Raw genomic sequence first — 23,926 nt, 5'->3', positions numbered from 1 at the left:
GGTTTCTAACAAAAACTGTGATTAATCATGAGTTAATTGTCAGCACGTTTATGAGTGTTAATATTTCATTCAAGAATCTCTGTTCGTAGCCGTTACACTATTTAATCATTGATATATTCATCTCTGATGTTTTATGCCTCGTTGTATTAATCACACTGGCGATATAAACGTTGTCACTTGCAGTCTGTTAAAAGTAGTCACCAACAAAAGGCATCTCATGGCTCTATTTAAGAAAAATATCTGGTCGCTGTACGCTCTGATCGTGCTGCTTACCCTGATACTTTTCAGCGCCTTTGGCATAACCAAGTGGCAATCAAACAGAGATGACTTTACCAAGCAACAACATATCCAAGTCGAGATCTTCTCTAGCTCAGTAAACTCTCTATTAACTAGCCAAGAAGCACTGCTTGAAGTGGTTGGGCATCAACTTGCTCAGCAGTCCGACTTTACCCGAACGGCTTCGATTCAAATTCGACCAATATTAGATAAACTGCTTGATAGTCATCCTGCAATAGCCGCTTTCGGGTTACTAAATCCTCAAGGGGATTACCTGTCAATCAGCTCAAACCTACAGCTGTCTGACCAATTTAACTTACTGGATCTCCTATACACCAAAGACTCATTTCTAGAGGCTGTATCTAGTAATAAAATGGTTTTGGGGCGCACTTATTTCCATGATTCTCTTAACAGCCTCGTGATCCCAATGAGAAAATCCATTTCTCTCGATGGCAAGAACGTTGATGCAGTCATGACCGCAGGTTTACGCTTAGACAGCACAATATTGTTTGAAAACAATGCGCACGCAGGCAATTACAACACGTTAACTCTACTTAGAACCGACAACTATCGTCAGTTTTTTTCTAGCGATATCGAGTCGCTAGACGCTTATTTAAAACCAGTTGATAACGATCTAATGGATCGCATTACCAAAAGCTTTTCTGAGCAAGTGACTGTCAGCGTCAAAGAAGCGAAAACAGGAAAATACACATATTCTTTCTGTATCGATGATAGCGCTTTCCCATCGCTCGTTAGCGCTAAATACATTCCAGGCTACAAGCTTTGGGTTGTCGGCCGTACAGACCTAGAACACGTTGATGGTATATTCGCAAAAGAGTTCGGTACTCTTTTCTTTGTTTTTGTTGTTCTTCAGTTTGGTTTCTATTTTTTAGTAAAATCGATTGCGAAGAACGAGCAACGAACTCGCAGCCAATTGATTTACCAAGCCAATCACGATCCATTAACCTCTCTCCCCAACCGCTCCTATATGCGTAAAAACATTGGCAAGTGGATTGAAGATGAGTCAGAGCCATTCTCACTGCTGTTTATCGACATCGATAACTTCAAATGTGTTAATGATACCCATGGACATGACTTCGGAGACAAGGTGCTCAAACAAATTGCATTACGTTTGATGCGGTTTCGCTCCAGAGTCAGCCTATTGGTACGAGAATCCAGTGATGAGTTCTTGTTTTTAACAACGCTGAATAGTGAATCTGAAATTAAGCGACTATCAGAACGAATTATTGAAGTACTTTCTCAACCTTATGAAGTTGAAAGCGCTCAATTTTTGTTGAGTTGCAGTGTAGGTATTGCCCGCTTCCCAGACCACGGAAGAGATTTAGATAGCCTGTTACGCTCTGCCGATATTTCGATGTACAAAGCGAAACAGCAGCAAAACTCATACAGTATTTTTACGACTGAGATGCAAGACGCCCACCTCTACAAAATGAGAGTAGAACAAAGGCTTCGTATCGCTATCGATAAACAAGCTTTATTTATGGTTTTTCAACCATTGGTTCGTGCCGATGAAAGTACTCACGGTGTAGAAGCGCTTGTGCGTTGGGTAGATGATGAACTGGGTTTTGTCCCGCCAGACGTATTTATTCCTATTGCTGAAAGTACAGGTTTAATGCAAAAACTCGGCACCTTTATTATTGAATCCAGCGTTATGCAGATCGCTCATTTACACCGAACGATAGAACAAAAGATCGGTCTTTCGATCAATATATCCGTACGTCAGTTTTCACATAAGTCGTTCTCAGAACACCTATTCGCTACGCTTGAGAAATATCAGTTCTCACCAAGCTGTTTAACGCTCGAGATTACTGAAAGCTTGTTCATTGAAGATGTGGCTATAGTGAAACCACTGTTTGAAGCCCTCAAAGAAAACGATATTAAGATCTCTCTAGATGACTTCGGTACGGGCTACTCGTCATTGAGCATGTTAAAAGCACTCCCTATCGACGAACTTAAGATTGATAAGAGTTTCATTGAAAACATAGCAGTCGATCAACAGTCACTAACAATGGTCCAGAACATCATCGCTATCGGTAAAAACTTCGGTATGGTGGTGCTGGCAGAAGGCGTAGAATCAAACGAACACTTCGCGATTCTAAAAGCATGTGGATGTGACTTAATGCAAGGTTACTACTTCTCTCGTCCTATTCCTTATGGTGAACTGTGCACGTACCTCTCTTCAATCCCTAAAATCACGAGTAAAGAGTCAAAACCTATTCTTTAGCGAGAGCAAAAGGGAGCCAAAACGGGCTCCCCTGGTTTATATTTTGCTAATCATCTAACTCAGCATGTTTCAACTGCTCATCCAAGTTAAGTACCGTCAAAGCATTACTTACGCTGGTTGCAATCACGTCTACTACGCCGGTTCTTAATGCACCTAACAGAGCTAATGGCTTACTGTTCTCGGCAGCAATGGCGATTACTTCAGCGATAGGACGGAACTCTTCCAAACCTAAGCCGATGACTCGGTCACTCATTACTGTGTTTGCCGCTTTACCATGCACGTCGAAAAAGTCATAACCCGCAAAGTCACCCACCACGCCTTGTAGTAAACGAGATTGAACGACCTCTCCCGCCGTAAACCAACCTAGGTCGACCATATAGCTGTTTTCACTCATGTCACCAATACCCACTAATGCAACATCTGCCTTACGAGCTAGATCGAGTGTTTGCTTAACAGTACTGTTTTCCATGAACGCGGATTTTTGTGCTTTGTTCTCTGCATAAGCAGGCGCATACAAGGTTTCAGAAGATCCACCGTATTTCTTGGCGAGTTGTCTACATATATGGTCGGCATTAAACATACCGCCTCTTGGGTGAATGCCGCCGATACCACATACGAATTTACAGTCACGTGGGGTAATTACGCCAGTATGGTGAGCAACCGACGATACGTTTCGACCTTGGCCAACCGTGACTACCATGCCGTTTTTTAGGGTGCTCGTTAAGTAGTTCGACACCAAGCCCGCAACCTGTAACCGCTGCTTCTCTTCATTCGGTCGGTCTAATGCAACCAGTGCACGCTTAACACCAAATCGTTCGATCAAACGTTGTTCGATCTTCGCGCTGAATACTGGGTGGTATTTCACGGTGATCTCGACAATCCCTTCATCGCGGGCTTGTTTGAGCATTCGACCAACCTTTGCACGAGAGATAGAGAATTTTTTAGAGATCTCTTCTTGAGTCGCACCATCTTGATAGTAGGCAACGGCGACTTCGGTTAGGAGATCAGTGTTTTCTTCGGAAACATCTTGGATATTGTTACTCATATACCACTCAACCAATATTTAACAATTATTTTACCTGCTGCACTTCCTAATAAAGGAGAGCTCAGTAAGTGATACACAAGCTTACACCCCGAACATATGTAACATCAAGGAGCATTTGCTCAGTATCATAACCATAGTTTTGGTGTTGATTAATTCACCTCACTTTGTTCGTTAAACGTTTGCTTGCATACCCCATGATTACTAGAGCGAAATATATTTGACTGAAGTCACCATACAGCACTATTTACCGTTGACTTTGGGGCTAGATCGGATAAATATGGCTACATCATTTACTCATCGAGCGATCAAATGTTCTGTGCAAATGTTCGTTCGAAGAAAAATTTAAATTAATGTAAGTTTGACTCACTGGTACAACCATGAGGAACTTCATTAGTTCGCTTGCAAATGCCCACACCTCTCCCATTAAAGGGGTGTTCTGCGATACATAGGATGATCAAAATGAGCAATAAATTAGAGCAACTTCGTAAACTAACAACTGTTGTAGCTGACACTGGCGATATCGAAGCTATCAGCAAGTACACTCCTGAAGATGCAACAACTAACCCATCTCTAATTCTTAAAGCCGCTCAAATTGCTGAGTACGCACCTCTAATCGATGCTTCTATCGAATACGCTAAAGCGCAAAGTGGCGACAAAGCACAACAAGTTCAAGACACTTGTGACATGCTTAACGTGAACATCGGTAAAGAAATCCTTAACGTTGTACCTGGCCGCATCTCTACTGAAGTAGATGCTCGTCTTTCTTACGACATGGAAGGCAGCGTTGCTAAAGCTCGTCAACTTATCAAAATGTACAACGACGCTGGCATCACTAACGACCGCATCCTTATCAAACTGGCTTCTACTTGGGAAGGCATCCGTGCTGCTGAAATCCTAGAGAAAGAAGGCATCAACTGTAACCTAACGCTTCTATTCTCTTTCGCTCAAGCTCGTGCTTGTGCTGAAGCTGGCGTATTCCTAATCTCTCCTTTCGTTGGTCGCATCATGGACTGGTACAAAGCGAAAGAAGGTCGTGATTTCGAAGCTTCAGAAGATCCAGGCGTAATCTCAGTTTCAGACATCTACAACTACTACAAAGAGCACGGTTACAAGACTGTTGTTATGGGCGCAAGCTTCCGTAACATCGGCGAGATCCTTGAACTTGCTGGCTGTGACCGTCTAACTATCGCTCCTCAACTTCTAGCTGACCTAGAAGCAGCTGAAGGCGAAGTAGTAGAGAAGCTAATCGACTCTAACGGTACTAAAGAGCGTCCTGCTGCAATGACTCACGCTGAGTTCCTATGGGATCACAACCAAGACCCAATGGCTGTAGAGAAGCTAGCTGAAGGCATCCGCAACTTCGCCGTAGACCAAGGCAAACTAGAAGACATGATCGCAGCTAAGCTGTAATCACTACCGAATAAATAAGAGGAACGAATTTCGTTCCTCTTTTACATCTATCCACGAATTTTTAATTTCGAATCAATTTTGGAAGCAATTATGAACCGCAAACATCTAGCTAACGCTATTCGTGCTCTAAGCATGGACGGCGTACAACAAGCAAACTCTGGTCACCCTGGCGCACCTATGGGTATGGCTGACATCGCTGAAGTACTTTGGCGCTCTCACCTAAACCACAACCCGTCAAACCCAGAATGGGCTGACCGCGACCGTTTTATCCTGTCTAACGGCCACGGCTCAATGCTGATCTACTCTCTGCTTCACCTAGCAGGTTACGAGCTTTCAATTGAAGATCTTAAGAACTTCCGTCAACTGCACTCTAAGACTCCAGGTCACCCAGAGTACGGCTACGCACCCGGTATCGAGACAACTACAGGTCCTCTAGGTCAAGGCATCACCAACGCTGTTGGTATGGCTATGGCAGAGAAAGCGCTAGCAGCACAGTTCAACAAAGAAGGCCACGACATCGTAGACCACTACACTTATGCATTCATGGGTGATGGCTGTCTGATGGAAGGTATATCTCACGAAGCATGCTCTCTAGCGGGTACGCTAGGTCTTGGTAAGCTGGTTGCTTTCTGGGATGACAACGGTATCTCTATTGATGGCGAAGTTGAAGGTTGGTTCTCTGACGATACTCCTAAGCGTTTCGAAGCTTACGGCTGGCACGTAATTCCAGCAGTTGATGGTCACGATGCTGACGCTATCAACGCGGCTATTGAAGCAGCTAAAGCGGATCCTCGTCCGACTCTAATTTGTACTAAAACAGTAATCGGCTTTGGTTCTCCAAACAAAGCAGGCACGCACGACTGTCACGGTGCACCATTAGGCGCTGACGAAATCGCAGCAACTCGTAAACAACTAGGTTGGGAGCACGGTCCTTTTGAAATTCCGTCGGAAGTTTACTCAGAGTGGGATGCGAAAGAAGCAGGCGCAGCTAAGGAAGCAGCGTGGAACGAGAAACTTGCAGCTTATGAAGCAGCATACCCTGAGCTGGCAGCTGAATTCAAACGCCGCGTAAACGGTGATCTTCCTGCTGAATGGGAAGAGAAAGCATCGGCAATCATCGCTGATCTTCAAGCTAACCCTGCAAACATCGCATCACGTAAAGCATCTCAAAATGCACTAGAAGCGTTCGGTGCTATGCTACCTGAATTCATGGGCGGCTCTGCTGACCTTGCGCCTTCTAACCTGACTATGTGGTCTGGTTCTAAGTCTCTTGAAGCAAATGACTTCTCTGGTAACTACATCCACTACGGTGTGCGTGAATTCGGTATGACGGCTATCATGAACGGTATCGCTCTGCACGGTGGTTTCGTACCATACGGCGCAACGTTCCTAATGTTCATGGAATACGCTCGTAACGCGATGCGTATGGCTGCTCTGATGAAAACTCAGAACATCCAAGTTTACACGCATGACTCTATAGGTCTTGGCGAAGATGGTCCAACTCACCAACCAGTTGAGCAGATCGCGTCTCTACGTCTAACTCCAAACATGAGCACATGGCGCCCATGTGACCAAGTTGAGTCTGCTGTCGCTTGGAAACTGGCAATCGAACGCAAAGATGGCCCTTCTGCACTTATCTTCTCTCGTCAAAACCTTACACAACAAGATCGTGACGCTGAGCAAGTAGCAAACATCGCTAAGGGTGGTTACATCCTGAAAGATTGCGCTGGCAAGCCAGAGCTAATCATTATCGCAACTGGTTCTGAAGTTGAGCTAGCGGTTAGCGCTGCTGCTGAACTAACAGCTGAAGGCAAAGCGGTACGCGTAGTATCTATGCCTGCAACTGACGCGTTTGATAAGCAAGATGCTGAATACCGTGAGTCTGTACTTCCATCTGACGTTACAGCACGTATCGCTGTAGAAGCTGGCATCGCTGACTTCTGGTACAAGTACGTTGGTTTCGGTGGCAAGATCATCGGTATGACAACGTTCGGCGAATCTGCACCAGCAGGCGAACTATTCAAGATGTTTGGTTTCACTACAGAAAACGTAGTAAACACAGCGAAAGAGATTCTTGCTTAGTCTTGATTAAATTGCCTCGCCCTTAAATGGGGTGATGCATAATTAGTTCTACAATAACAAACGTATAAAGTGAAACTAAAAGGCCTGACTTCGATAGTCAGGCCTTGATCACCGCTTAACAGAAATGTCCAACGTTACAGGATCATTGCACATAGCTGGCTTTTTGTTTACCAGAATCTTAACTCTCTACTTATCACTCCACACTGCCATCTCGTTGCCACTTGGCTCTCTGAAATGGAAACGTCTGCCGCCGGGAAAACTGAATATCTCACGGTTTATCTCTCCACCAGCATCAGTCACATCACGCTTGGTTTGCTCAAGATCTTCGCTATAGAAAACCATCAACGCTGCGCCACTTTCAGCATTCGACGCCAGATCCGCTAAATAGAAGCCACCCATTAAGCCTTTACCTTCAAAAGCAGAATACTCAGGGCCATAGTCTTCGAAGCTCCAACCAAACACTTGGCTGAAAAACGCCTTAGTTGCGGCGATGTCTTTCGCAGCAAATTCAATGTAGTTAATAGAGCCGTGTTCCATAGCGGATTCCTTCTGCTTTATACGTTTGCCTTGTGATATTAAGGCAGGGCTTGAAGATCTAATCTTAGACAATTACGCCAAGTGACATCACTTTTTACGAACGACAGGGTAATCAGAGCCATGCAGTTCTTGCACAAAGCCAGAACCATCGCCACTGTGCGTGATCCATACTTTTTCTTTTGCTCGCGTCATTGCCACGTAAAACAAACGACGCTCTTCCGCATAAGGGAACACATCCGAAGATTCAGTCAACGCGCCATCAATGTGCAATTGTTTCTTCTTCGCGGGGAACTGTCCTTCATCAACGCAAAGAATAATCACGAAATCCGCTTCTTTACCCTTACTCGCGTGACAAGTCATGAAGCTGATATCAATTGAGTTATAGATCTTTTTCCAGTCTTCCAACAGCTCTGGTTTGTGGTAATGATTTCGCCCAAGCAACATAACTGATTTATTCGCTTTACCTTTTGCTTGCCTGTTTATCTGATCGAGGATCTTCTCAACTTCTTTGCTTGGCGCACTATAAACCGACTTATGCTTCTGTTGTTTGAAGCTGTTGAGCTCTTTTGGTAGTTGAATCGGGTTTTCCTGCACAAAGCGATTGGCAACCGAACCTAACTGATTGTTAAATCGATAAGTCGTATCTAGATGATGAATTGTCGAGCTCTCAAAACGATCTTTAAAGCCCGTCGTTAGATCAACATCTGCACCCGCGAACTGGTAAATTGACTGCCAGTCATCACCTACGGCAAAAATAGAAGCTTGGTGCTGCGCTTTCGATTGATTGCACAAGGCTTCAACCAAGGCTAAACGATCTGGTGAGATATCTTGATATTCATCGATCATGATGAACTTCCAAGGCGAAATGAATTTCCCCTTCTCGACATACTGTGTCGCTCGGCTGATCATGATTGAGAAGTCGATATGATTCTGTTCTTTCAATTCCTTTTGCCAAGCAGTTACGCATGGCCAACACAGTGAAAGCTCGCTATTGAGGCGCGTATAGTCACGGTGATCAATCAGTTGTTGCTGTACTTCTTTTTTCGTTAAACCCGATGCATTCAACTGTTCAAGTTGCTTTTCAAGCCAACCAATCAATTTAAGATTTGAAACATGACTACCTAGCTCATCATCACCGGTTAAATAAGCAATTGGCCATTTAGACAAGTGCTTTTGCCAACGTTTAAAGTTGGTCGGCGTCATCCAGTGCTTCTTCAACCAATCAATGCACCATGCTTGGCGTTGGTTGTCATCGAGTGCGAGCGGAGAAATAACCACGCGTTCGGGTTCAACTTGATTCAGTATCTTTAGACCCAACTGGTGGAAAGTACTGACTTGCACCTTCTCGGCTGCTATGCCAATTTTGCTGTTAAGGCGCTGCTTCATCTCTTCCGCGGCTTCACGACCAAAGGCGAGCAGTAACAACTCTTCAGCTTGAGCTTGGTGGCTTTGCAATAAATACGCGACGCGAGCGGTGAGAACACTGGTTTTACCTGAGCCTGCGCCCGCTAAAATAAGGTTGTGATCATCATTCATCAAGACCGCATATTGTTGCGATAAGTTCAGGGGTGACGACTCACATTGAGCAAACAATACTTCCCAGTTTTGTCTTTCTGTCTCTAACCACTGTTGATTCCTCTCGGCTTGCTTAATTTCCGTTTCAGACAACCATGGCTGCATTCGAGCGATGCGGTTTGGCATGCGCTGTGCCGCTTCCTCTAGAGTCATCGTCATATTTCCCAGACCTGCGTTGACCATGTCGACCCAAGTCTTCACTTTAGAATGCGGTAGGAAAGCAGGAAGTTGCTCAAGACGTGTCAATTCAGCTTCCCATTGAGGAACGTGCTCTGCCAACTGTTCACATTGTCTGTCATGCCACTTCTGATAAGCAGCAACCGATGCGCGCGCAAATTGACGACATTGTTCCCATGGAAGGCCTTGGACTAACCAGCTTCGCTGTTTGCCATCTTGTTGATTAGCAAAAAACTGCAACGATCCCCAAAACAATCCGCGCTTTATCGCGATCTTGCCACTCCAAATAGTGAAAGGGATACGTTCTTCACTGCCTACTGAAGATAACAGCAGGCGTGGACCATCAAGCTCAACTTGATGATATTCATTTTGAATAAAAAACTGTGCAGTCTTATTAGCGCTTAGCTGCATTGGAGCGTGCTCTTTAATTGGGAATATTGAATTTATATCATGATGCAGTGAGAATTAATAATGTCTCACTGCTTATCGACGCTTTCATGACCACCTAGGGGCAATTATGGATAAGTATCAAATTCTTGTGCTTGATTTCTGTTAGGATTATGGTTTTAGTGTGTCAAGTGAGCGACTGTGGACTTCTCAGCAAAACTACGCCTTTATTGGGCGAATAAAACCATAAATTACAGCGTATTAATTCTCATCACTCTGCTCGGTGTTGTAGTACCTGCTTGGTATTATGGTCAAAACACACTGATCACACCATTAATTTTAGGGGTTATTGCTGCGGCTCTTGCTGAAAGTGATGATAGCTTTACCGGACGTTTGAAAGCACTCACGCTAACCTTTATCTGTTTTGCCGTTGCAGCCTTCTCTATTGAAATTCTCTTCGACACCCCTTGGCTGTTCGCGATAGGGCTTTTCGTTTCAACCTTCTCTTTTATTATACTTGGGGCAATTGGTCCTAAATATGCCAGTATCGCATTTGGATCATTACTTGTGGCTATCTACGCCATGCTTGGGGCTCACGAGAGCACTAACCTTTGGTTTCAACCTCTATTACTGTTAACGGGCGCCGCTTGGTACTACTTCATGTCGATGATTTGGCAGATCGTATGGCCAATGCAACCAGTGCAGCAAAACCTAGCAACAGTATTCGATCAAATCGGCAATTACATCGGCTCTAAAGCAGAGCTCTTCTATCCAGTTTCAGATTTGATTCCCCAACCACATCGCATTATTGAAGCCAAACTCAATGCTAGCACTGTTAACGCGCTCAACATGTGCAAAGCGACGCTACTCAACCGCTCTAAGCGCGGACACATTGACGGACCGAGTGACCGATTCCTAAACACCTACTTCATCGCGCAAGATATTCATGAACGCGTGAGCTCCAGCCACTACCGTTATCAAGAACTGGCAAAACACTTTGAGCGATCAGACGTTTTATTTCGATTCAAGTACCTGCTCGAAGCCCAAGCTAAAGCTTGTAAAGAAGTGGCAAGCTCACTGAAGGTTGGCGCTGAATACCAACATGGCGAAAAATCTGTTCTGGCACTGGATGAACTGATGTCTTCACTTAATCACCTGCATCAACAGAACAAACCAGAATGGAAGTCATTGCTCAACCAATTAGATTACTTATTTAATAACCTAGCTACCGTAGAAAAACAGCTATCAAATATAAGTAACCCAGATGCAGAAAAACTAGAAGAAGGCGTACTGGACGATACCAACCCTCATACTTTGACGGCGATGTGGCATAAGATCAAAGCCAACTTGAACACCGACTCGATGCTATTTCGTCATGCAATTCGTATGGCGATCACTTTGACGATCGGTTACGGCATCATCCAAGGTTTTGAGATTGAAAGAGGTTATTGGATTTTGCTAACAACACTGTTTGTGTGCCAACCAAACTATAGTGCAACGCGACAAAAGCTGACGGCTCGTGTCATTGGCACCGTCGCAGGCTTGTTGATTGGAGTACCGTTGTTGACCTTTTTCCCATCTCAAGAGAGTCAGCTGGTATTCATTGTGGTCAGTGGCGTGATGTTCTTCGCTTTCCGTATCAATAACTACGGCTTCGCGACCGCCTTTATCACACTGCTTGTGCTCTTTTGCTTCAATCAATTAGGGGAAGGCTACGCAGTTGTATTGCCAAGGCTCGCTGATACCTTTATTGGGTGTGCTCTCGCAGTACTTGCCGTGATCTACGTATTACCAGATTGGCAATCAAAACGATTGCATAAAGTAATGGCGGATGCACTCGATTCCAATAAGAAATATCTGGCTCAGATCATTGGCCAATACCGTGTGGGCAAAAAAGACAACCTCAACTACCGTATTGCTCGTCGAAGCGCACATAATAACGACGCCAATCTAACCGTCGCGATCAGTAGTATGCTAGTTGAACCCGGCAAGTATCGAACGTCTGAAGACGAAAGTTTCCGCTTTCTTACTCTAAACCACGCTTTGCTTAGCTATATCTCTGCACTTGGCGCTCACAGAACGCGTATTGATGATGAAGCGACACACAAACTGGTGTTGGACGCCCATAGAGTGATACACGAGCACTTGGATGCGCTCAACGACCAGCTGTATTCTCATTGCGAGCAATGCGAAGTCAAAAATGCTTACGATCCTGAGCTTGATAAACGTTTAAGTGAGTGGCGAGAAGAGGATGAGAGCTCTGTTAGAATGGTTCTACAACAGCTACATTTGATTTATCGAATGCTTCCAGAACTGCATACCTTAGCCACAAAATTCGCAGTTAAAGTTAAGATTGAAAAGCCGCTTGAAAAAGAAGTTTCAAGATAAAAAACAAAACAACAGTAAAAACAAAAAGATAACGAAATTGCTCACTTTTTGAACGCTGCGTATATTTATACATTGCTCTACCAAAAGGCTCACCTAGGTAGAGCAACCACTTGCCTACCCTTTCTCTACAAGGGCTGTTCAAATCTTACACGCATGCAAACTTGCTGACTTTGATTGACTCATTCATAACTTTGCCTAACATTCCTCGGACAAAAAACAACCAAAGGGATCTATAGTTGTCTTAGTTTTAGGAAACTTCAAACTTCATTTAATATTCACTTAATCTTGTTTGATTTATTGAATCAGTAAGCTATGCTCTATTGAGCATATGGATTTGAACTAAGGTCTCATTATGAATACACAGCAATTTGAAGCATTTAAGCAGAAAATACAGCTCCTTAACCCGCAGCAATTGAAAGCACTTCAAGGTGAAATAGGCGAAAACCTTGAAACAGATCAACCTTCTCTTTTGACAGATGAAGAGTTAAACGTACTGAATGAGTTGTTCAATTAATAGACTAAAGTCACTATTTTAGCTTAAATCCACCTGATCTTAGTAATTTGTAGCCGTTCTCCATTGCACTCAAAATATCGTCCGCCTAGACTCATTTCATACGTCAATAAAAGGTTCTGCTATGTCGATATCTGGTATTCAATCTGGTTACGCCATCATTCAGCAGTCAACCAACATGGCTGAAGAAGCCGCTATCGAGCTTAACCAAAACTCTAAACACTCTCCAAAAACCGACGACACTTTCCAAACTAGCGATTTGAGCTTCAATCAAATAGAACCTGAACAACCCATTTCGTTTAAAGAGAAAGAGCCTGAACCAGCTTCTTCCTCTACTGAAGCGTTATTAAAGCTGACACAGAGCGCAAATTACAACCGTGTTGGTGCGAGTGTGGTTGATCGTCAAAACGAAGCCATTGGTAGCCTTCTCGATATCCATATCTGATTCGAGCTACTATTTATCGATTTGATGGTTACCCTCTTTTTGACTAACAAATGGCTCTAAATCCATACAAACTGTAACTCATTATATCAGGCACTTGTTTCTGGTTTATTACTCGGTAGAATCAGCGCAAATCAATTTTGCTGCACAAACTTTACTTCATACTATTTATGCCAAAACTAAATCTGCATCGCCGTGACTATGTTTCTATTTTAGGAGGCGACATCTCCGCAGACGAATTAGAAAAGAAGCTCCAGCCTCATTTTGATAAGCCAGTGAATAAACTGACTCCGAGCCCTTACCTGACTGAAAAAAACCTTACACGTCGCTGGGCGGCTCTCGATAATGCAGACTCGCAGCAAGAACTGCTCGACCCTCATACTCAAAGCCAGATTCAGGCTTATGAGAAAAACATAGAGCACTTTATTGGCACGGTAAAAGTCCCTGTTGGTATATCTGGCCCTTTAAGAGTCAATGGCCTGTTTGCTAAAGGCGACTACCTAGTCCCACTTGCAACCACTGAAGCGGCGCTTGTCGCGTCGTATAACCGTGGTTCAAAGCTGATCACAGCTTGTGGTGGTGCAAGTGCAATGTTGCTCAATGAAGGCGTAACACGCACTCCTGGTTTCGCATTCCAAGGATTAGTTGAAGCAGGACAGTTTGTGGCATGGGCAGTGACCCAGTATGACCAATTTAAAACCTTAGCTGAATCAACAACGTCGCACGGCAAACTTACCGACATCAATGTCAACATCGAAGGTAACCATGTTTACTTGGTGTTTGAATTTCTAACCGGAGACGCTTCTGGTCAGAATATGGTAACTATCGCGACCAACGCTGTATTTGAGTACATCATAGAAAATACGCCGGTTAAGCCCGATCATGCTTTCCTTGATGGCAACTTATCGGGCGATAAGAAAGCCAATACACAAACCTTGCGCAGCGTTCGTGGTAAAAAAGTCACAGCCGAGGTCAATATCTCTGCTGAACTTGTCGCTAAGTACCTCCACACCACACCAGAGAAGATGGTGCAGTTCGGACAAATGACCACAGTCGGTGGCGCTCTAAGCGGTACGATTGGTATCAATGCTCATTATGCCAATGCACTTGCTGCACTCTACATTGCTTGCGGTCAAGACGCGGCGTGTGTTGCTGAGTCTGCGATTGGTATGACTCGTATGGAGCTCAACAAAGAAGGTGGTTTGTACGCGAGTGTAACGCTGCCTAACTTGATGTTAGGAACAGTCGGTGGCGGTACTGGCCTACCAAGCCAAAAAGCGTGTCTCGATTTACTAGGGCTACACGGCAACGGTAAATCACAAGCCTTAGCTGAGGTTTGTGCGGCTTTATGTTTGGCGGGTGAGCTATCGATTGTAGGCGCATTCTGTGCGGGTCACTTTTCGCGCGCTCATCACAAGTTAGCGCGCTAGTTTCTGTTATAAAACCTTAAACCGACCGTTGTCACGCATTGAGTGAGTTGTGTATGGATTACTTACATTTATCGCGAGTGAGCCTTAAACACCTCACTGCGCTTCATATTATGCTGAACACCCACAGCGTCACTCAAACGTCAGAGCAACTCTTTGTCAGCCCTTCGAGTGTGAGTAAGACATTGTCTCAGCTGCGTGACATCCTTAATGACGAACTTTTCTATCGAGACGGCACCAAGCTGATCCCGACTCCCTTTGCCCTGAAAATAGCGCCCACTGTTCACGCGATTCTTTCCAGCATGAACGGGTTACTTCACCAAAAGAGTTTTACTCCTCAGGAGTATCAAGGCAGCTTTTCACTTTCGATGCGTGAAAGTACCTTCGAAGTGTTTGCCTCCAAGATCAGCAAAATCACCACGGAACTTGCACCAAAAGCCAAACTTAATATCTATTCGAAACAGGAGCTTGGATTCGATGCTTTGCTCAGTGGTAAGGTCAACTTGATCCTGTTGCCACACGATATCTCTCAACCCCCAACGGATAATAAAGAGCTGGTGTGGGAAACGATTCTTCCTGATGAAATGGTTTGTTTGATGGGCGCTCACCACCCTCTCGCTCAGCAAGAACTAACAGTTGAAGGCTATTTAGACTACAAACACATTGGGATCTTAGATAACGAACTGTCTAAGCCTTACTTTGAGCAAAACTTAGTGCAATGTCATAAGCCTAGAGATATGGCGATATCGGTAGCGGACTTTGGCGCGGCGGCGGTGTTATGTCACCACACACCTTTCTTGTTCACTTGCTCAAAACAATGGGCTGAGCATGCCAAACAAGCACAAGGTTTGGTAAGTAAGCCGCTTCCTTTTGATTACGGAAAAGTAGCGTATAGTTTGGTATGGAACAAGCCAAACATGAATGATCAGGCGATCAAATGGTTGTGTGACTTGTTTTTAGAAGCCTAGACCTTTGTTAGAAGCAGATTGAACTAACAAGACTGGTTTTATAAAGACTGAAATTTGATAAGAGACTAAGTATATACCTCAGGGGTTTGCATTGCTCTTTGAACAATTGAGTAGAGCTTATCGTGAAAGCTCTGCATTTGTTGTTCGGTGCATTTAGGCCACTCTAAAGCTTCGCCAATTACCCCATGATGTTGAAACGCATTTAACCGAATTCGAACATCACTTGGCAAACCCTTCAAGTAATACCCGACCTGCTCTACCTCGATATCTAGGTCACTTTTATTAGGAATATGCAGTAACCGAACTTCATGTAATTTGCCTTTATCAGCTAAGTAGTTAATGGTTTCAAACACTCGATGGTTCCCTCTACCCACTAACCATTGATGCGTTTCAGATTGCCATGATTTTAGGTCGATCATCGCACCATCAAGGTAAGGTAATACCTTATCCCAACCTTGCTGTGTCAACGAGCCATTACTATCAATAAAACACGTTAAGTGTGCCAATTGCGGATCGCTTTTGATCGCCTGAAATAGCTCGACGATAAACGGCAATTGCATGGTCGCCTCGCCACCCGAAACGGTAATACCGCTCAGGAAGAATTGATTGTGCCTAACCAGTTCAAGCACATCTGATACCGTCATCGTGGTGATTTTGGGGCTAGACTTATGATCACAGATATCGACGCACTGATCGCAGTTGGTACACGCTAACGGATCCCACTTCACTTTGCCTTCAATAAGACTCAGAGCACTGCTCGGGCAGCCACTCACGCAGTCTCCACAATGGTTACAGTGGTTGATGGTGTGTGGATTATGACAAGTAATGCAATCGAAATTACACCCCTGTAGGAACAGCACCAAGCGATTTCCTGGTCCATCAACACAAGAAAAGGTCAGCACACGGCTGACCTTCGCTTGTTTTTCTGTCTTATTATTTTTAACCCTAGCCATTTGAGTTGTTAGATCAGAAATTTTCATAATTCACATTGTTCGTATTCGAGAAACACATAACATGCGTACGTTAAAGCTATTCGTATGTCGGCGACATCTCTAAGCTCGCTACGCGTGGTTTACGCTCTAGTATGCCCGTATTTTTTGCAGCTTCAGCACCAAGGAAAGTGGTATTGGTGCGTGAACCTTGCTCGTCATATTTGGCAATGTCAGACAGCTTAATCATATAACCTGTCACACGAACCAAATCGTTCGATGCTACGTTAGCGGTGAACTCACGGTAACCCGCTTGAATCGCCCCTTTACACAGGTTGAACATCGCTTCTGGATTGGACTTCACCGTTTCGTCAATGGTCAGAATGTCACTAATACCCGACGTGTAGAACTTGTGGTGACCCGCCGTCGCACGTACGTAAGACACTGGATCCGGTTCTGTTCCGTAAGGGATGCGTACACCCGGCGTCACATCTTCATCTAGGCTGATACCACCTTGAGCGTGTAACAGAGCCTTACCTTCCAGCCCATATTTCACTTCCGAGTTTTCAACAATCTCAGCCAGCTTTTCAGAAATACGATGGCCTAACTGATTTGCTTGTTCATCGTGACCATAGCGCCCTGCTTTGCCTTCTTTTTCCATTAAGATGTTAACCGCCTCAGCCATGCCATAAATACCAAACATTGGCGCAAAGCGATCTTCTTCAATTAAGCCTTCTTTGGTTAAGAAGCCTTCGAAGAAGTTAGACTCTTCATGTAAGAAGCGGCTACGTGCATTCATCAATTCGATCATGATGCTGCTGTAGTTAGGTAGTACTTGCTGTAAGAAGTCTACGCTGTCTTCAGATTTCAGAGCCACTTGCTTGAGGTTCATACGTACTAGCGTGTTTGAACCACCCGCCAGAGGCAAAGAGTTGTAGCAACTCACGATGCCAAAACGCTTATCTCCGTACGCAGCGGCGTGTGCAGGATAATTGGCAATGTGCGGCTTGCTGCATTCACAGATATTGCTCGCAGCATGACGAAGCAGGTCATCAGATGTGACTGCAGGGTCGTACATAAAGGTTAAGTTAGGTGCGATCTGCTTGAGTTCAGCATCCACACGTAAAATAGTGCGACATACAATGTTGTCACTAGGGCCAATATTAACGTGCATGAAGGCATCTGGCAGCGTGCGATCCAGCATGATCCAGAACAGCTTCAGCTTTTGGTATACCTGCTCATCCGTCAAACCGCCAACAAAAGGCATCAACACATCGTCCAACTGGCCTAAGTAAACCGGAATTGAAGTCACTGATGGAACGTGATGATAAAGGATGGTGAGCATGTTCAATGCTTCGTCGAAATTAGTAGCCGCGCTAAGCTCTAAATACTTTGAGCCTTGATGTAAGTATTTGGAATAATCAGGAAGCACATAGCGCGGCTTAAATGGGGCGTGACCTTCAAACATGTCACACAGCACACCTTGTTGTAAGGCTTGCTCTACTTCATTGCTTACCGGCATATACGGCAGGCTGGCTTCGGCTTCTAAGGCAAGATAGCTCGACTTCTGTTTTGGGGACAGGTTGGCATCTGAAATGATATTGCTAAAGCGTTGTTGTTGATCTGAAAGTGATGAAGAAGTAGATGACACAGATTGGTGGCTCATGATTAAACCCTTAATATTTTTATGGGCTTATTTTATATCTATCACTTACATTTCCACTAATGAAATGTATGCAAGGCTACATTTCCAAAATGGAAAGCACCATTTGTAACTTAGTAATTTGTGAATAGATAGTTTGTAAATTTTGTGAGTAGACAGTTTATAAATTGGCCATTTGCAAATTAATGATGGTTGTTTATCGATGGTTGTCGTTGGGAAAGCGAGAAATTAACGGTAGAACAAAGTTTATGGTGGGAGGGAAAGAGTGAGCAGAAGAGATTAGGCCCTTTGATTGAACCGTTTAGTTTAAAACGCAAGTGCGTATAAATAGAAAACCCACATAACGGATGCAAAGATCGTTGATGTGGGTTTAGTCAATTAAGCGTGAGTGCGGTTATCTGATCAGCTATCTATACGTCAACTCCAGATAAGTCAACTACAGACAAGTGAACTATAGATGAGGAACCACTTGTTTACGGCCTACACCCATCAGTACCTTCAAAGTACCTCGTGGGGTGTCGATTGAAAACGGTGTTGAGACTTCAACAATCGAAAAACCTGCTGCGCTCAATACATTCTGGGAGCGCTGTTCGCTGACCCCAAAATCTTCGCTGTCGTTTTCTAAGTACCAATCCCAGTGTACAAAAATCCCATCGTTTTCTAACAGAGTATAAATAAGGCTGACCGTATCTTGTAGATTCGGAATAAAGCCACATACCGAAGAGGCTACCACTAAGTCAAACTGATTTCTGAATGCTGGGTGCTGGGCTGCAAGTCCGCGCGATAAGATATCAACGACAGGCTCTACATTAGACAGCTCTTTTTTATCTAACTCTTCAATCATCCCTTCTGAGATATCGAGAGCGATGATCTCTTTTGCAAAAGGAGATATTTTCTGGCTGAGTAATCCTGTACCACAACCAAAATCAAGGACACGGGTTCCGTTCAAATCAACGAGCTGTGTTAACTGGTCAAATGCGGACTGTGCGAATACAGCAGTAGCGGGATCGTTATCCCAATCAGGTGCGTACTCGTCCCATTGTTTCGCCATCATGGCCTCCATCTTTACTTCTTGTAGGTTCGGAACGCCCCCAGAATAAACCAAATTAGTCAATTCGTCATAGAGTTATCATGCAAAGATGGACTATTTCTAAGATAGTCAGCACAATATTCAGATAATATGCACCGCCACCCGCTCAATATGGAAATGAAATGAACCTTTCTCAAGTCCAAGCCTTTTGTTCTGTTGCTGATTTAGGATCCGTCTCTGAAGCTGCTCGACAGCTAGAATGCAACCGAACCAAACTGAGCATGTCGATCAAAGCCTTGGAAAAAGAGTTAGATGTCGAACTGTTTGTTCGCAGCGGTAACCATGTCGAACTGTCAGAGGCCGGTAAGGCCATCTATAAAGATTGTGAAGGCATGTTGGTAACGGCAGCACGCATTAAGCAAACCTGCTTACATGTTTCGGGTGAATTCAACGCCGAGATTTGGATCGCACGCGACGATTCCCTTCCCGATGAAATGTGGCAAAGTTTATCGCACGCCCTAAACAACAAATACCCTTCCACTTCTTTCAACTTCGTTCTCGCGTCTAGTGGCGACTTGGCTAATCTTGTCGAAACTCAGCAAGTTGATTTTGCGTTTGGTGTCGATTACGAGCGTGTCGACGACCCAAGAATTATCTACAACCCACTCGGCAAGATCCGAATGATGTCGGTATGTAAGAAAGGGCATGATTTGAGTGCGATGCGAAGAGTGTCGGATGAAGTACTAAGAAATTCGATGCAAGCGACCATGGTTTATCTCAATGAAAAAGATAACCCTGAGCTTGAGCCCTTCTCACGCCGATACATCGGCTTCTCTAGCTTCGACTTTATGTTGGATACGATTCTACGAGAAGATGCATGGGGCGTAATGCCTGAGCCATTGATACGCCATTTATTGCGCGAACAAGAATTGGCGGTGATCAAGCACACTTATGGCCTGACTCAAGAAGACTACTGTATGTTTACCGCGGCAGGTATGGCGGAACACCCTGGTATGAATTGGTTAGCGGATCAGATCAGCGATTACTTGTTTGATTTCTAAAGTGTCAGATAATGTTCTATCTCGACACTTAAAGTCATCTAGCAAATAAAAAGCCCTCTCTTTAGAAGACCATCACGTGATCCACTAAATAACGTCCGTCTTCTTCAACTAACACCATTTCTGCCACAAATTCGCCTTTCGCAATGGTATACGCTTGCTTCCAAACAAAGGCGATGGAATCGGAGCGTCTGAATAGCGCCACAGGCTCACGTTCAGCAAAAAATCCGTTGCTGTGTTGATAATGATGACACACCTTTTCCAGATACTCAGGCGTCACAATATCCTTCATGCGCTGCGTAAAGTCTCGGCAGTGCTGAGCATGGTCAACCTTGGTCGAGCCGTCCATCAGATTGTCCATGATCGGGTTAGCAATCACCCACAACTCACTATCGTTGAGATCATCAAATTTCATCTTCATTCATTCCTTTTCAAGTTCAACTCAGCTCTACGCCCAAGGTTCAAACCCAAGTTTAAGCTATAAGATTTCAGCGCGATTTCTGTAACCCTAACAGCCTGATCCTTTACACAACTAGGCTATGAGACCTTCACAACCTATGTGTTTTACTAATCATAACCATTTAACGCCAGTTTCACATTTCCCGAAAAACAGTCATCGTCAACTTTACTGACACCAAAATTCACCACTAAGCCATTGAATAATAACCACTTGAATGTAAAACGAGTTAGCGACATATAAACGTCATCAGATAAAGTTTGTAAAGCTAGCTCAATATTAGAACAATGAAGTTATCAAAAACATCTGGAAAATATTATGTGTGACAGGAAAAGCCAAAACGAAAACCGAGTACTCTTGTTCTCAGCCCTTTTAGCATCAGGCTTCGCAATTGGCGGATTGGTGTTGGGTCTTCTCGTTGGCTCTCTAGTCATAGTATTTGACGGTGTCTATTCTCTTATCAGTTTACTGTTAACTTTATTGTCACTAGCTGCTTCGAAATACATGAATCGCCCATCAGACAGGGAGTTTCCGTTCGGTCGAGCAATCATTGAGCCGATCGTAATCGCGATTAAAGCGATTGTGATTCTGCTTGTGGTCGGTTATTCGCTTTATTCTGCGATTGGTGCTCTGATGACAGGTGGTCGTGAAGTCGATGCTTCTATCGCAACTCTGTTTGGTATTTTCAACGTATTGGGTTGTGGTTACGCTTGGTGGTACATCGCTAACAAGAGCAAACGTATTTCTTCAGGTTTGATTCAAGCTGAGTCTAAACAGTGGCAAATGGATACGCTGTTGAGTGTGGCAGTTACGGCAGGTTTCGTTGTTGCTTGGTTGGTGGCTTACTCTCCGTTTGCTGAATACGCGGTATATGCCGATCCAATGATGATGTTGCTGATGTCTTTCTACTTTATCAAAGTGCCGTTCGACATGTTACGTGAAGCAATGCGTGAACTGCTAATGATGTCGGCAACCAAAGATATTTGTGACGCGGTAGATAAGAATGTTGTCGCTGTGGACAAAGATGCGGAGCAAGATTTGGAGCTAATGGGTGTGACTAAGGTTGGCCCGGAACTAAGAGTCAATGTTGATATTCATACTAACGACCAAGATGCGATTACGGTTGATGATATTGAACGAACACGCCGCCAACTTAAGCGACGCCTATCTAAGATGCCTTATGAGCTTCAATTGAACCTCAATATCGCGAGCTAAGAGCATTCTCTCTTAAGTTCAAGACTGAACCTCTTCAGAAGCCGACGCGTTAACCGTCGTCTTTTTGTCTCTGGTTACCCACCAGCAAGCCAGTGAACCAACAGTTACCATACATACGCCCTGCCAAAACGTCATGGTCAATGACAAGCCCAAAATCATCGAGGAAAGTAACGTCGCGAAGATTGGCGTAAAGTAAGACATGGTTGCAAGAAACACCATATTCCCCCCCAGAATCGCTGTGTTCCAAAGCGCGTAACCAGCCCCCATACATGCCCCAGCAAGCACTAAGTCAATCGCAGCACTTGAAGTCATCACCATGCCGGTTTCATCACTCAATGCGTATTTGATCCACAAAGTGATCGCCGTAGCGATAAAGAAAAGCACAATCGCATTCTGTCCTTTAGCAACGCGTTGGGTGTAATTGCAATATACCGCCCAAATAATCGCGCCGAAGAATGCCATCGAATAGGTTTTAGGGTTGGTTGCAATATTAGCCGCGATTTGATCGACAGAAAGCCCCTGATCGCCGCTGATACTCCAAGCCACGCCAAAGAACGCTAAGACGATACTTGGATAAACCAACCAGTTGATCTTTTTGTCACTCAACAGCACCGCAAACAACACCGTTAGTGCAGGCCATAGATAGTTGATAACGGCCATTTCCAACGCTTGATGTCGGCTATTTGCCATTCCTAAAGCCAGAGCTAGGAAGATTTCGTAGCAAACGAATAAGGCACCACCGATCATCAAATACGATTTAGAGAAGCGCGACAGTTTAGGTAGCCCCATAACACAGACTAACAACAGCGAGCTCACTGTATAAAGACTGGCTGCACCACCAATTGGGCCCAGTTGTTCTGACACACTACGAGACAATGCAATTAAGCAGCTCCAAAGTAAAATGGCAGCAATGCCGTAGCAGCTATGGCGATGAGATTTCAGCACGCCTCTTCCTTCTTTTTATTGTAATTAGGTAATCAAAGCGAGCTTAAGCAAAGGTAGGCTTAAACACCACTATCGATAAGTTGCAGTAAGTAAAAATAAGTAGCCGAGCACATAACTGTACTCGGCTATCAATCATTTACTCAAAAATCTAAAAGCAATTAGCAGTTAGCAGTTATGCCAACAAAAGTGCTTGCAGGTCAGCCAGAGACTTAACCTGATAATGAGGGTTAATTCCTGCTGGCGTCGCTTTCTCTTGGCTGTTCAACCAACAGGTCTCAATACCAAAATCCAAGCCACCTAAAATATCAGAGTGCGGGTTGTCCCCGACCATCAATACTCTTTGCTTTGATGGCAATCCAATCAGCTTGTGTGCATGCTCAAAAATTTCCGCGTCTGGTTTAGCGACACCGACTTCCTCAGAAATGATCACATGGTCAAAGTAGTCTGTCATTCCTGTTCGTTCCAAACGGATTGACTGCAGCTCTGTGAAACCATTAGTGATGATACCCATGTTCACTTTGCCTTTTAACGACTCCATCAACTCTTTTGCACCAGGAAGCAGAGAACAGATGTCTGCCATTGCGGCTAAAAAGGCACTGTTTAGTGCTGCCGTTGTTGTCTCTAATTTTGCTGCCCAGCTTTCAAAACGCGCGTGCTTCAGTTGTGCCGCCGTAATACGGCCATCTTGGTAATCTACCCATAACGGCAAATTAACCTCTTGATAAACTGAATAATCCTGTTCGCTAAAGTCCACGCCAAAACGGGAGAACATCAGCTTCATTCCTTGAAAAGCATCAAAGTGGAACAAGGTTTCATCTGCATCAAAGAATATCCAATCGTACTTCATTTTATTTCCTATAGTTCGCGCGGTTGAGCAGTGCTTGTATTTATTTTCTCATTGCCTCAAAGGCCAGATGTGCATTCTACTATCATTTTTGTGAGCCTGAATATAGTTCTAAGAATTTATAGAAAACAAGCAACAAGTCATGATGTATCGCAAATTTTGCCACATATTAAACCAATACCATACAAGAAATACACTTAAGTACCGGGAGGTACCATGAAGCACTTCTTACCGTCATCCGTCATGCTCACCCCATTCCTTATATGGAATCCACGTATTTACAAAGTGATTTTGGTAATAAAAGTTAAGATGCGG

The 23,926-nt window shown here is 44.2% G+C and carries 19 protein-coding genes; 10 read left to right on the top strand and 9 right to left on the bottom strand.

Features of this window, described 5'->3' with window-relative positions; translation table 11 throughout:
- Nucleotides 1-217: 217 nt before the first annotated feature.
- Nucleotides 218-2,521, top strand: a complete 2,304-nt coding sequence (locus ACED53_RS14555) for a bifunctional diguanylate cyclase/phosphodiesterase (protein WP_029225582.1) — start codon at nt 218-220, stop codon at nt 2,519-2,521.
- A gap of 46 nt (nt 2,522-2,567) precedes the next feature.
- On the opposite strand, the gene ACED53_RS14550 is transcribed toward ACED53_RS14555, so the two are convergent.
- Complete coding sequence (locus ACED53_RS14550) at nt 2,568-3,566, bottom strand: sugar-binding transcriptional regulator (RefSeq protein WP_017101714.1); 999 nt, start codon at nt 3,564-3,566, stop codon at nt 2,568-2,570.
- Nucleotides 3,567-4,025: 459 nt separating this feature from the next.
- Between ACED53_RS14550 and tal the strand changes: the two genes are divergently transcribed.
- Both tal and tkt read left to right on the top strand, forming a co-directional pair.
- Nucleotides 4,026-4,976, top strand: a complete 951-nt coding sequence (gene tal, locus ACED53_RS14545) for a transaldolase (RefSeq protein WP_029223051.1) — start codon at nt 4,026-4,028, stop codon at nt 4,974-4,976.
- Nucleotides 4,977-5,066: 90 nt separating this feature from the next.
- On the top strand, nt 5,067-7,058 hold the full coding sequence (gene tkt / locus ACED53_RS14540) for a transketolase (protein ID WP_029225583.1): 1,992 nt from the start codon (nt 5,067-5,069) through the stop codon (nt 7,056-7,058).
- 186 nt (nt 7,059-7,244) lie between these two features.
- On the opposite strand, the gene ACED53_RS14535 is transcribed toward tkt, so the two are convergent.
- Both ACED53_RS14535 and helD read right to left on the bottom strand, forming a co-directional pair.
- Nucleotides 7,245-7,595 (bottom strand): VOC family protein, encoded by a 351-nt coding sequence (locus tag ACED53_RS14535; protein ID WP_017101716.1) that lies wholly within the window; start codon nt 7,593-7,595, stop codon nt 7,245-7,247.
- 87 nt (nt 7,596-7,682) lie between these two features.
- Entirely contained in the window at nt 7,683-9,758 is a 2,076-nt protein-coding gene (helD, locus tag ACED53_RS14530; RefSeq protein WP_017101717.1) for a DNA helicase IV, read from the bottom strand.
- A gap of 177 nt (nt 9,759-9,935) precedes the next feature.
- Between helD and yccS the strand changes: the two genes are divergently transcribed.
- The 5 genes from yccS (at nt 9,936) to ACED53_RS14505 (ending at nt 15,470) form a co-directional block, all read left to right on the top strand.
- Nucleotides 9,936-12,122, top strand: coding sequence for a YccS family putative transporter (yccS, locus tag ACED53_RS14525; protein WP_017101718.1), 2,187 nt, complete (start codon nt 9,936-9,938; stop codon nt 12,120-12,122).
- A 352-nt stretch (nt 12,123-12,474) separates the two neighbouring features.
- Entirely contained in the window at nt 12,475-12,636 is a 162-nt protein-coding gene (locus ACED53_RS14520) for a hypothetical protein (RefSeq protein WP_017101719.1), read from the top strand.
- A gap of 121 nt (nt 12,637-12,757) precedes the next feature.
- Nucleotides 12,758-13,078 carry a hypothetical protein gene (locus tag ACED53_RS14515; RefSeq protein WP_017101720.1) on the top strand — a complete coding sequence of 107 codons (321 nt, stop codon included), beginning with the start codon at nt 12,758-12,760 and terminating at the stop codon, nt 13,076-13,078.
- A gap of 167 nt (nt 13,079-13,245) precedes the next feature.
- Complete coding sequence (locus tag ACED53_RS14510) at nt 13,246-14,505, top strand: hydroxymethylglutaryl-CoA reductase (RefSeq protein WP_029225584.1); 1,260 nt, start codon at nt 13,246-13,248, stop codon at nt 14,503-14,505.
- Between the two features lie 53 nt (nt 14,506-14,558).
- A complete protein-coding gene (locus tag ACED53_RS14505) occupies nt 14,559-15,470 on the top strand; it encodes a LysR family transcriptional regulator (RefSeq protein ID WP_009845579.1) in 912 nt (303 codons plus the stop codon).
- Between the two features lie 65 nt (nt 15,471-15,535).
- Here ACED53_RS14505 and ACED53_RS14500 read toward each other — a convergent pair whose 3' ends face one another.
- From ACED53_RS14500 to ACED53_RS14490, 3 genes are all read right to left on the bottom strand, one after another.
- Nucleotides 15,536-16,450: a YjjW family glycine radical enzyme activase gene (locus ACED53_RS14500; RefSeq protein WP_017101722.1), complete on the bottom strand. Its 915-nt coding sequence runs from the start codon at nt 16,448-16,450 to the stop codon at nt 15,536-15,538.
- 49 nt (nt 16,451-16,499) lie between these two features.
- Nucleotides 16,500-18,065, bottom strand: a complete 1,566-nt coding sequence (locus ACED53_RS14495) for a YjjI family glycine radical enzyme (protein WP_017101723.1) — start codon at nt 18,063-18,065, stop codon at nt 16,500-16,502.
- A gap of 448 nt (nt 18,066-18,513) precedes the next feature.
- The gene (locus ACED53_RS14490; RefSeq protein WP_029225585.1) at nt 18,514-19,113 is read right to left on the bottom strand and encodes a class I SAM-dependent methyltransferase; all 600 of its coding nucleotides are present in this window, start codon (nt 19,111-19,113) and stop codon (nt 18,514-18,516) included.
- 161 nt (nt 19,114-19,274) lie between these two features.
- Between ACED53_RS14490 and ACED53_RS14485 the strand changes: the two genes are divergently transcribed.
- The gene (locus ACED53_RS14485; RefSeq protein WP_009845583.1) at nt 19,275-20,153 is read left to right on the top strand and encodes a LysR family transcriptional regulator; all 879 of its coding nucleotides are present in this window, start codon (nt 19,275-19,277) and stop codon (nt 20,151-20,153) included.
- 61 nt (nt 20,154-20,214) lie between these two features.
- Here ACED53_RS14485 and ACED53_RS14480 read toward each other — a convergent pair whose 3' ends face one another.
- Nucleotides 20,215-20,565 (bottom strand): hypothetical protein, encoded by a 351-nt coding sequence (locus tag ACED53_RS14480; protein ID WP_012600401.1) that lies wholly within the window; start codon nt 20,563-20,565, stop codon nt 20,215-20,217.
- 360 nt (nt 20,566-20,925) lie between these two features.
- Here ACED53_RS14480 and ACED53_RS14475 point away from each other — a divergent pair, with 360 nt between their 5' ends.
- Entirely contained in the window at nt 20,926-21,822 is an 897-nt protein-coding gene (locus ACED53_RS14475; RefSeq protein WP_017101726.1) for a cation diffusion facilitator family transporter, read from the top strand.
- An 18-nt stretch (nt 21,823-21,840) separates the two neighbouring features.
- Here ACED53_RS14475 and yddG read toward each other — a convergent pair whose 3' ends face one another.
- Nucleotides 21,841-22,767, bottom strand: a complete 927-nt coding sequence (gene yddG, locus ACED53_RS14470; protein ID WP_017101727.1) for an aromatic amino acid DMT transporter YddG — start codon at nt 22,765-22,767, stop codon at nt 21,841-21,843.
- Nucleotides 22,768-22,939: 172 nt separating this feature from the next.
- Entirely contained in the window at nt 22,940-23,614 is a 675-nt protein-coding gene (gene yjjG, locus ACED53_RS14465; protein ID WP_017101728.1) for a pyrimidine 5'-nucleotidase, read from the bottom strand.
- Nucleotides 23,615-23,926: the final 312 nt, after the last annotated feature.

Origin of the sequence: Vibrio sp. 1F169 (assembly GCF_041439605.1) — a bacterium.
GTDB lineage: Bacteria > Pseudomonadota > Gammaproteobacteria > Enterobacterales > Vibrionaceae > Vibrio > Vibrio tasmaniensis_A.
This window is presented reverse-complemented; position numbering and strand designations above follow the sequence as displayed.

Coding starts and splice junctions, on each gene's coding strand:
- ACED53_RS14555 (WP_029225582.1), top strand. CDS start 218: ATGGCTCTATTTAAGAAAAATATCTGGTCGCTGTACGCTCTGATCGTG.
- ACED53_RS14550 (WP_017101714.1), bottom strand. CDS start 3,566: ATGAGTAACAATATCCAAGATGTTTCCGAAGAAAACACTGATCTCCTA.
- tal (WP_029223051.1), top strand. CDS start 4,026: ATGAGCAATAAATTAGAGCAACTTCGTAAACTAACAACTGTTGTAGCT.
- tkt (WP_029225583.1), top strand. CDS start 5,067: ATGAACCGCAAACATCTAGCTAACGCTATTCGTGCTCTAAGCATGGAC.
- ACED53_RS14535 (WP_017101716.1), bottom strand. CDS start 7,595: ATGGAACACGGCTCTATTAACTACATTGAATTTGCTGCGAAAGACATC.
- helD (WP_017101717.1), bottom strand. CDS start 9,758: ATGCAGCTAAGCGCTAATAAGACTGCACAGTTTTTTATTCAAAATGAA.
- ACED53_RS14520 (WP_017101719.1), top strand. CDS start 12,475: ATGAATACACAGCAATTTGAAGCATTTAAGCAGAAAATACAGCTCCTT.
- ACED53_RS14515 (WP_017101720.1), top strand. CDS start 12,758: ATGTCGATATCTGGTATTCAATCTGGTTACGCCATCATTCAGCAGTCA.
- ACED53_RS14510 (WP_029225584.1), top strand. CDS start 13,246: ATGCCAAAACTAAATCTGCATCGCCGTGACTATGTTTCTATTTTAGGA.
- ACED53_RS14505 (WP_009845579.1), top strand. CDS start 14,559: ATGGATTACTTACATTTATCGCGAGTGAGCCTTAAACACCTCACTGCG.
- ACED53_RS14500 (WP_017101722.1), bottom strand. CDS start 16,450: ATGAAAATTTCTGATCTAACAACTCAAATGGCTAGGGTTAAAAATAAT.
- ACED53_RS14495 (WP_017101723.1), bottom strand. CDS start 18,065: ATGAGCCACCAATCTGTGTCATCTACTTCTTCATCACTTTCAGATCAA.
- ACED53_RS14490 (WP_029225585.1), bottom strand. CDS start 19,113: ATGGCGAAACAATGGGACGAGTACGCACCTGATTGGGATAACGATCCC.
- ACED53_RS14485 (WP_009845583.1), top strand. CDS start 19,275: ATGAACCTTTCTCAAGTCCAAGCCTTTTGTTCTGTTGCTGATTTAGGA.
- ACED53_RS14480 (WP_012600401.1), bottom strand. CDS start 20,565: ATGAAATTTGATGATCTCAACGATAGTGAGTTGTGGGTGATTGCTAAC.
- ACED53_RS14475 (WP_017101726.1), top strand. CDS start 20,926: ATGTGTGACAGGAAAAGCCAAAACGAAAACCGAGTACTCTTGTTCTCA.
- yjjG (WP_017101728.1), bottom strand. CDS start 23,614: ATGAAGTACGATTGGATATTCTTTGATGCAGATGAAACCTTGTTCCAC.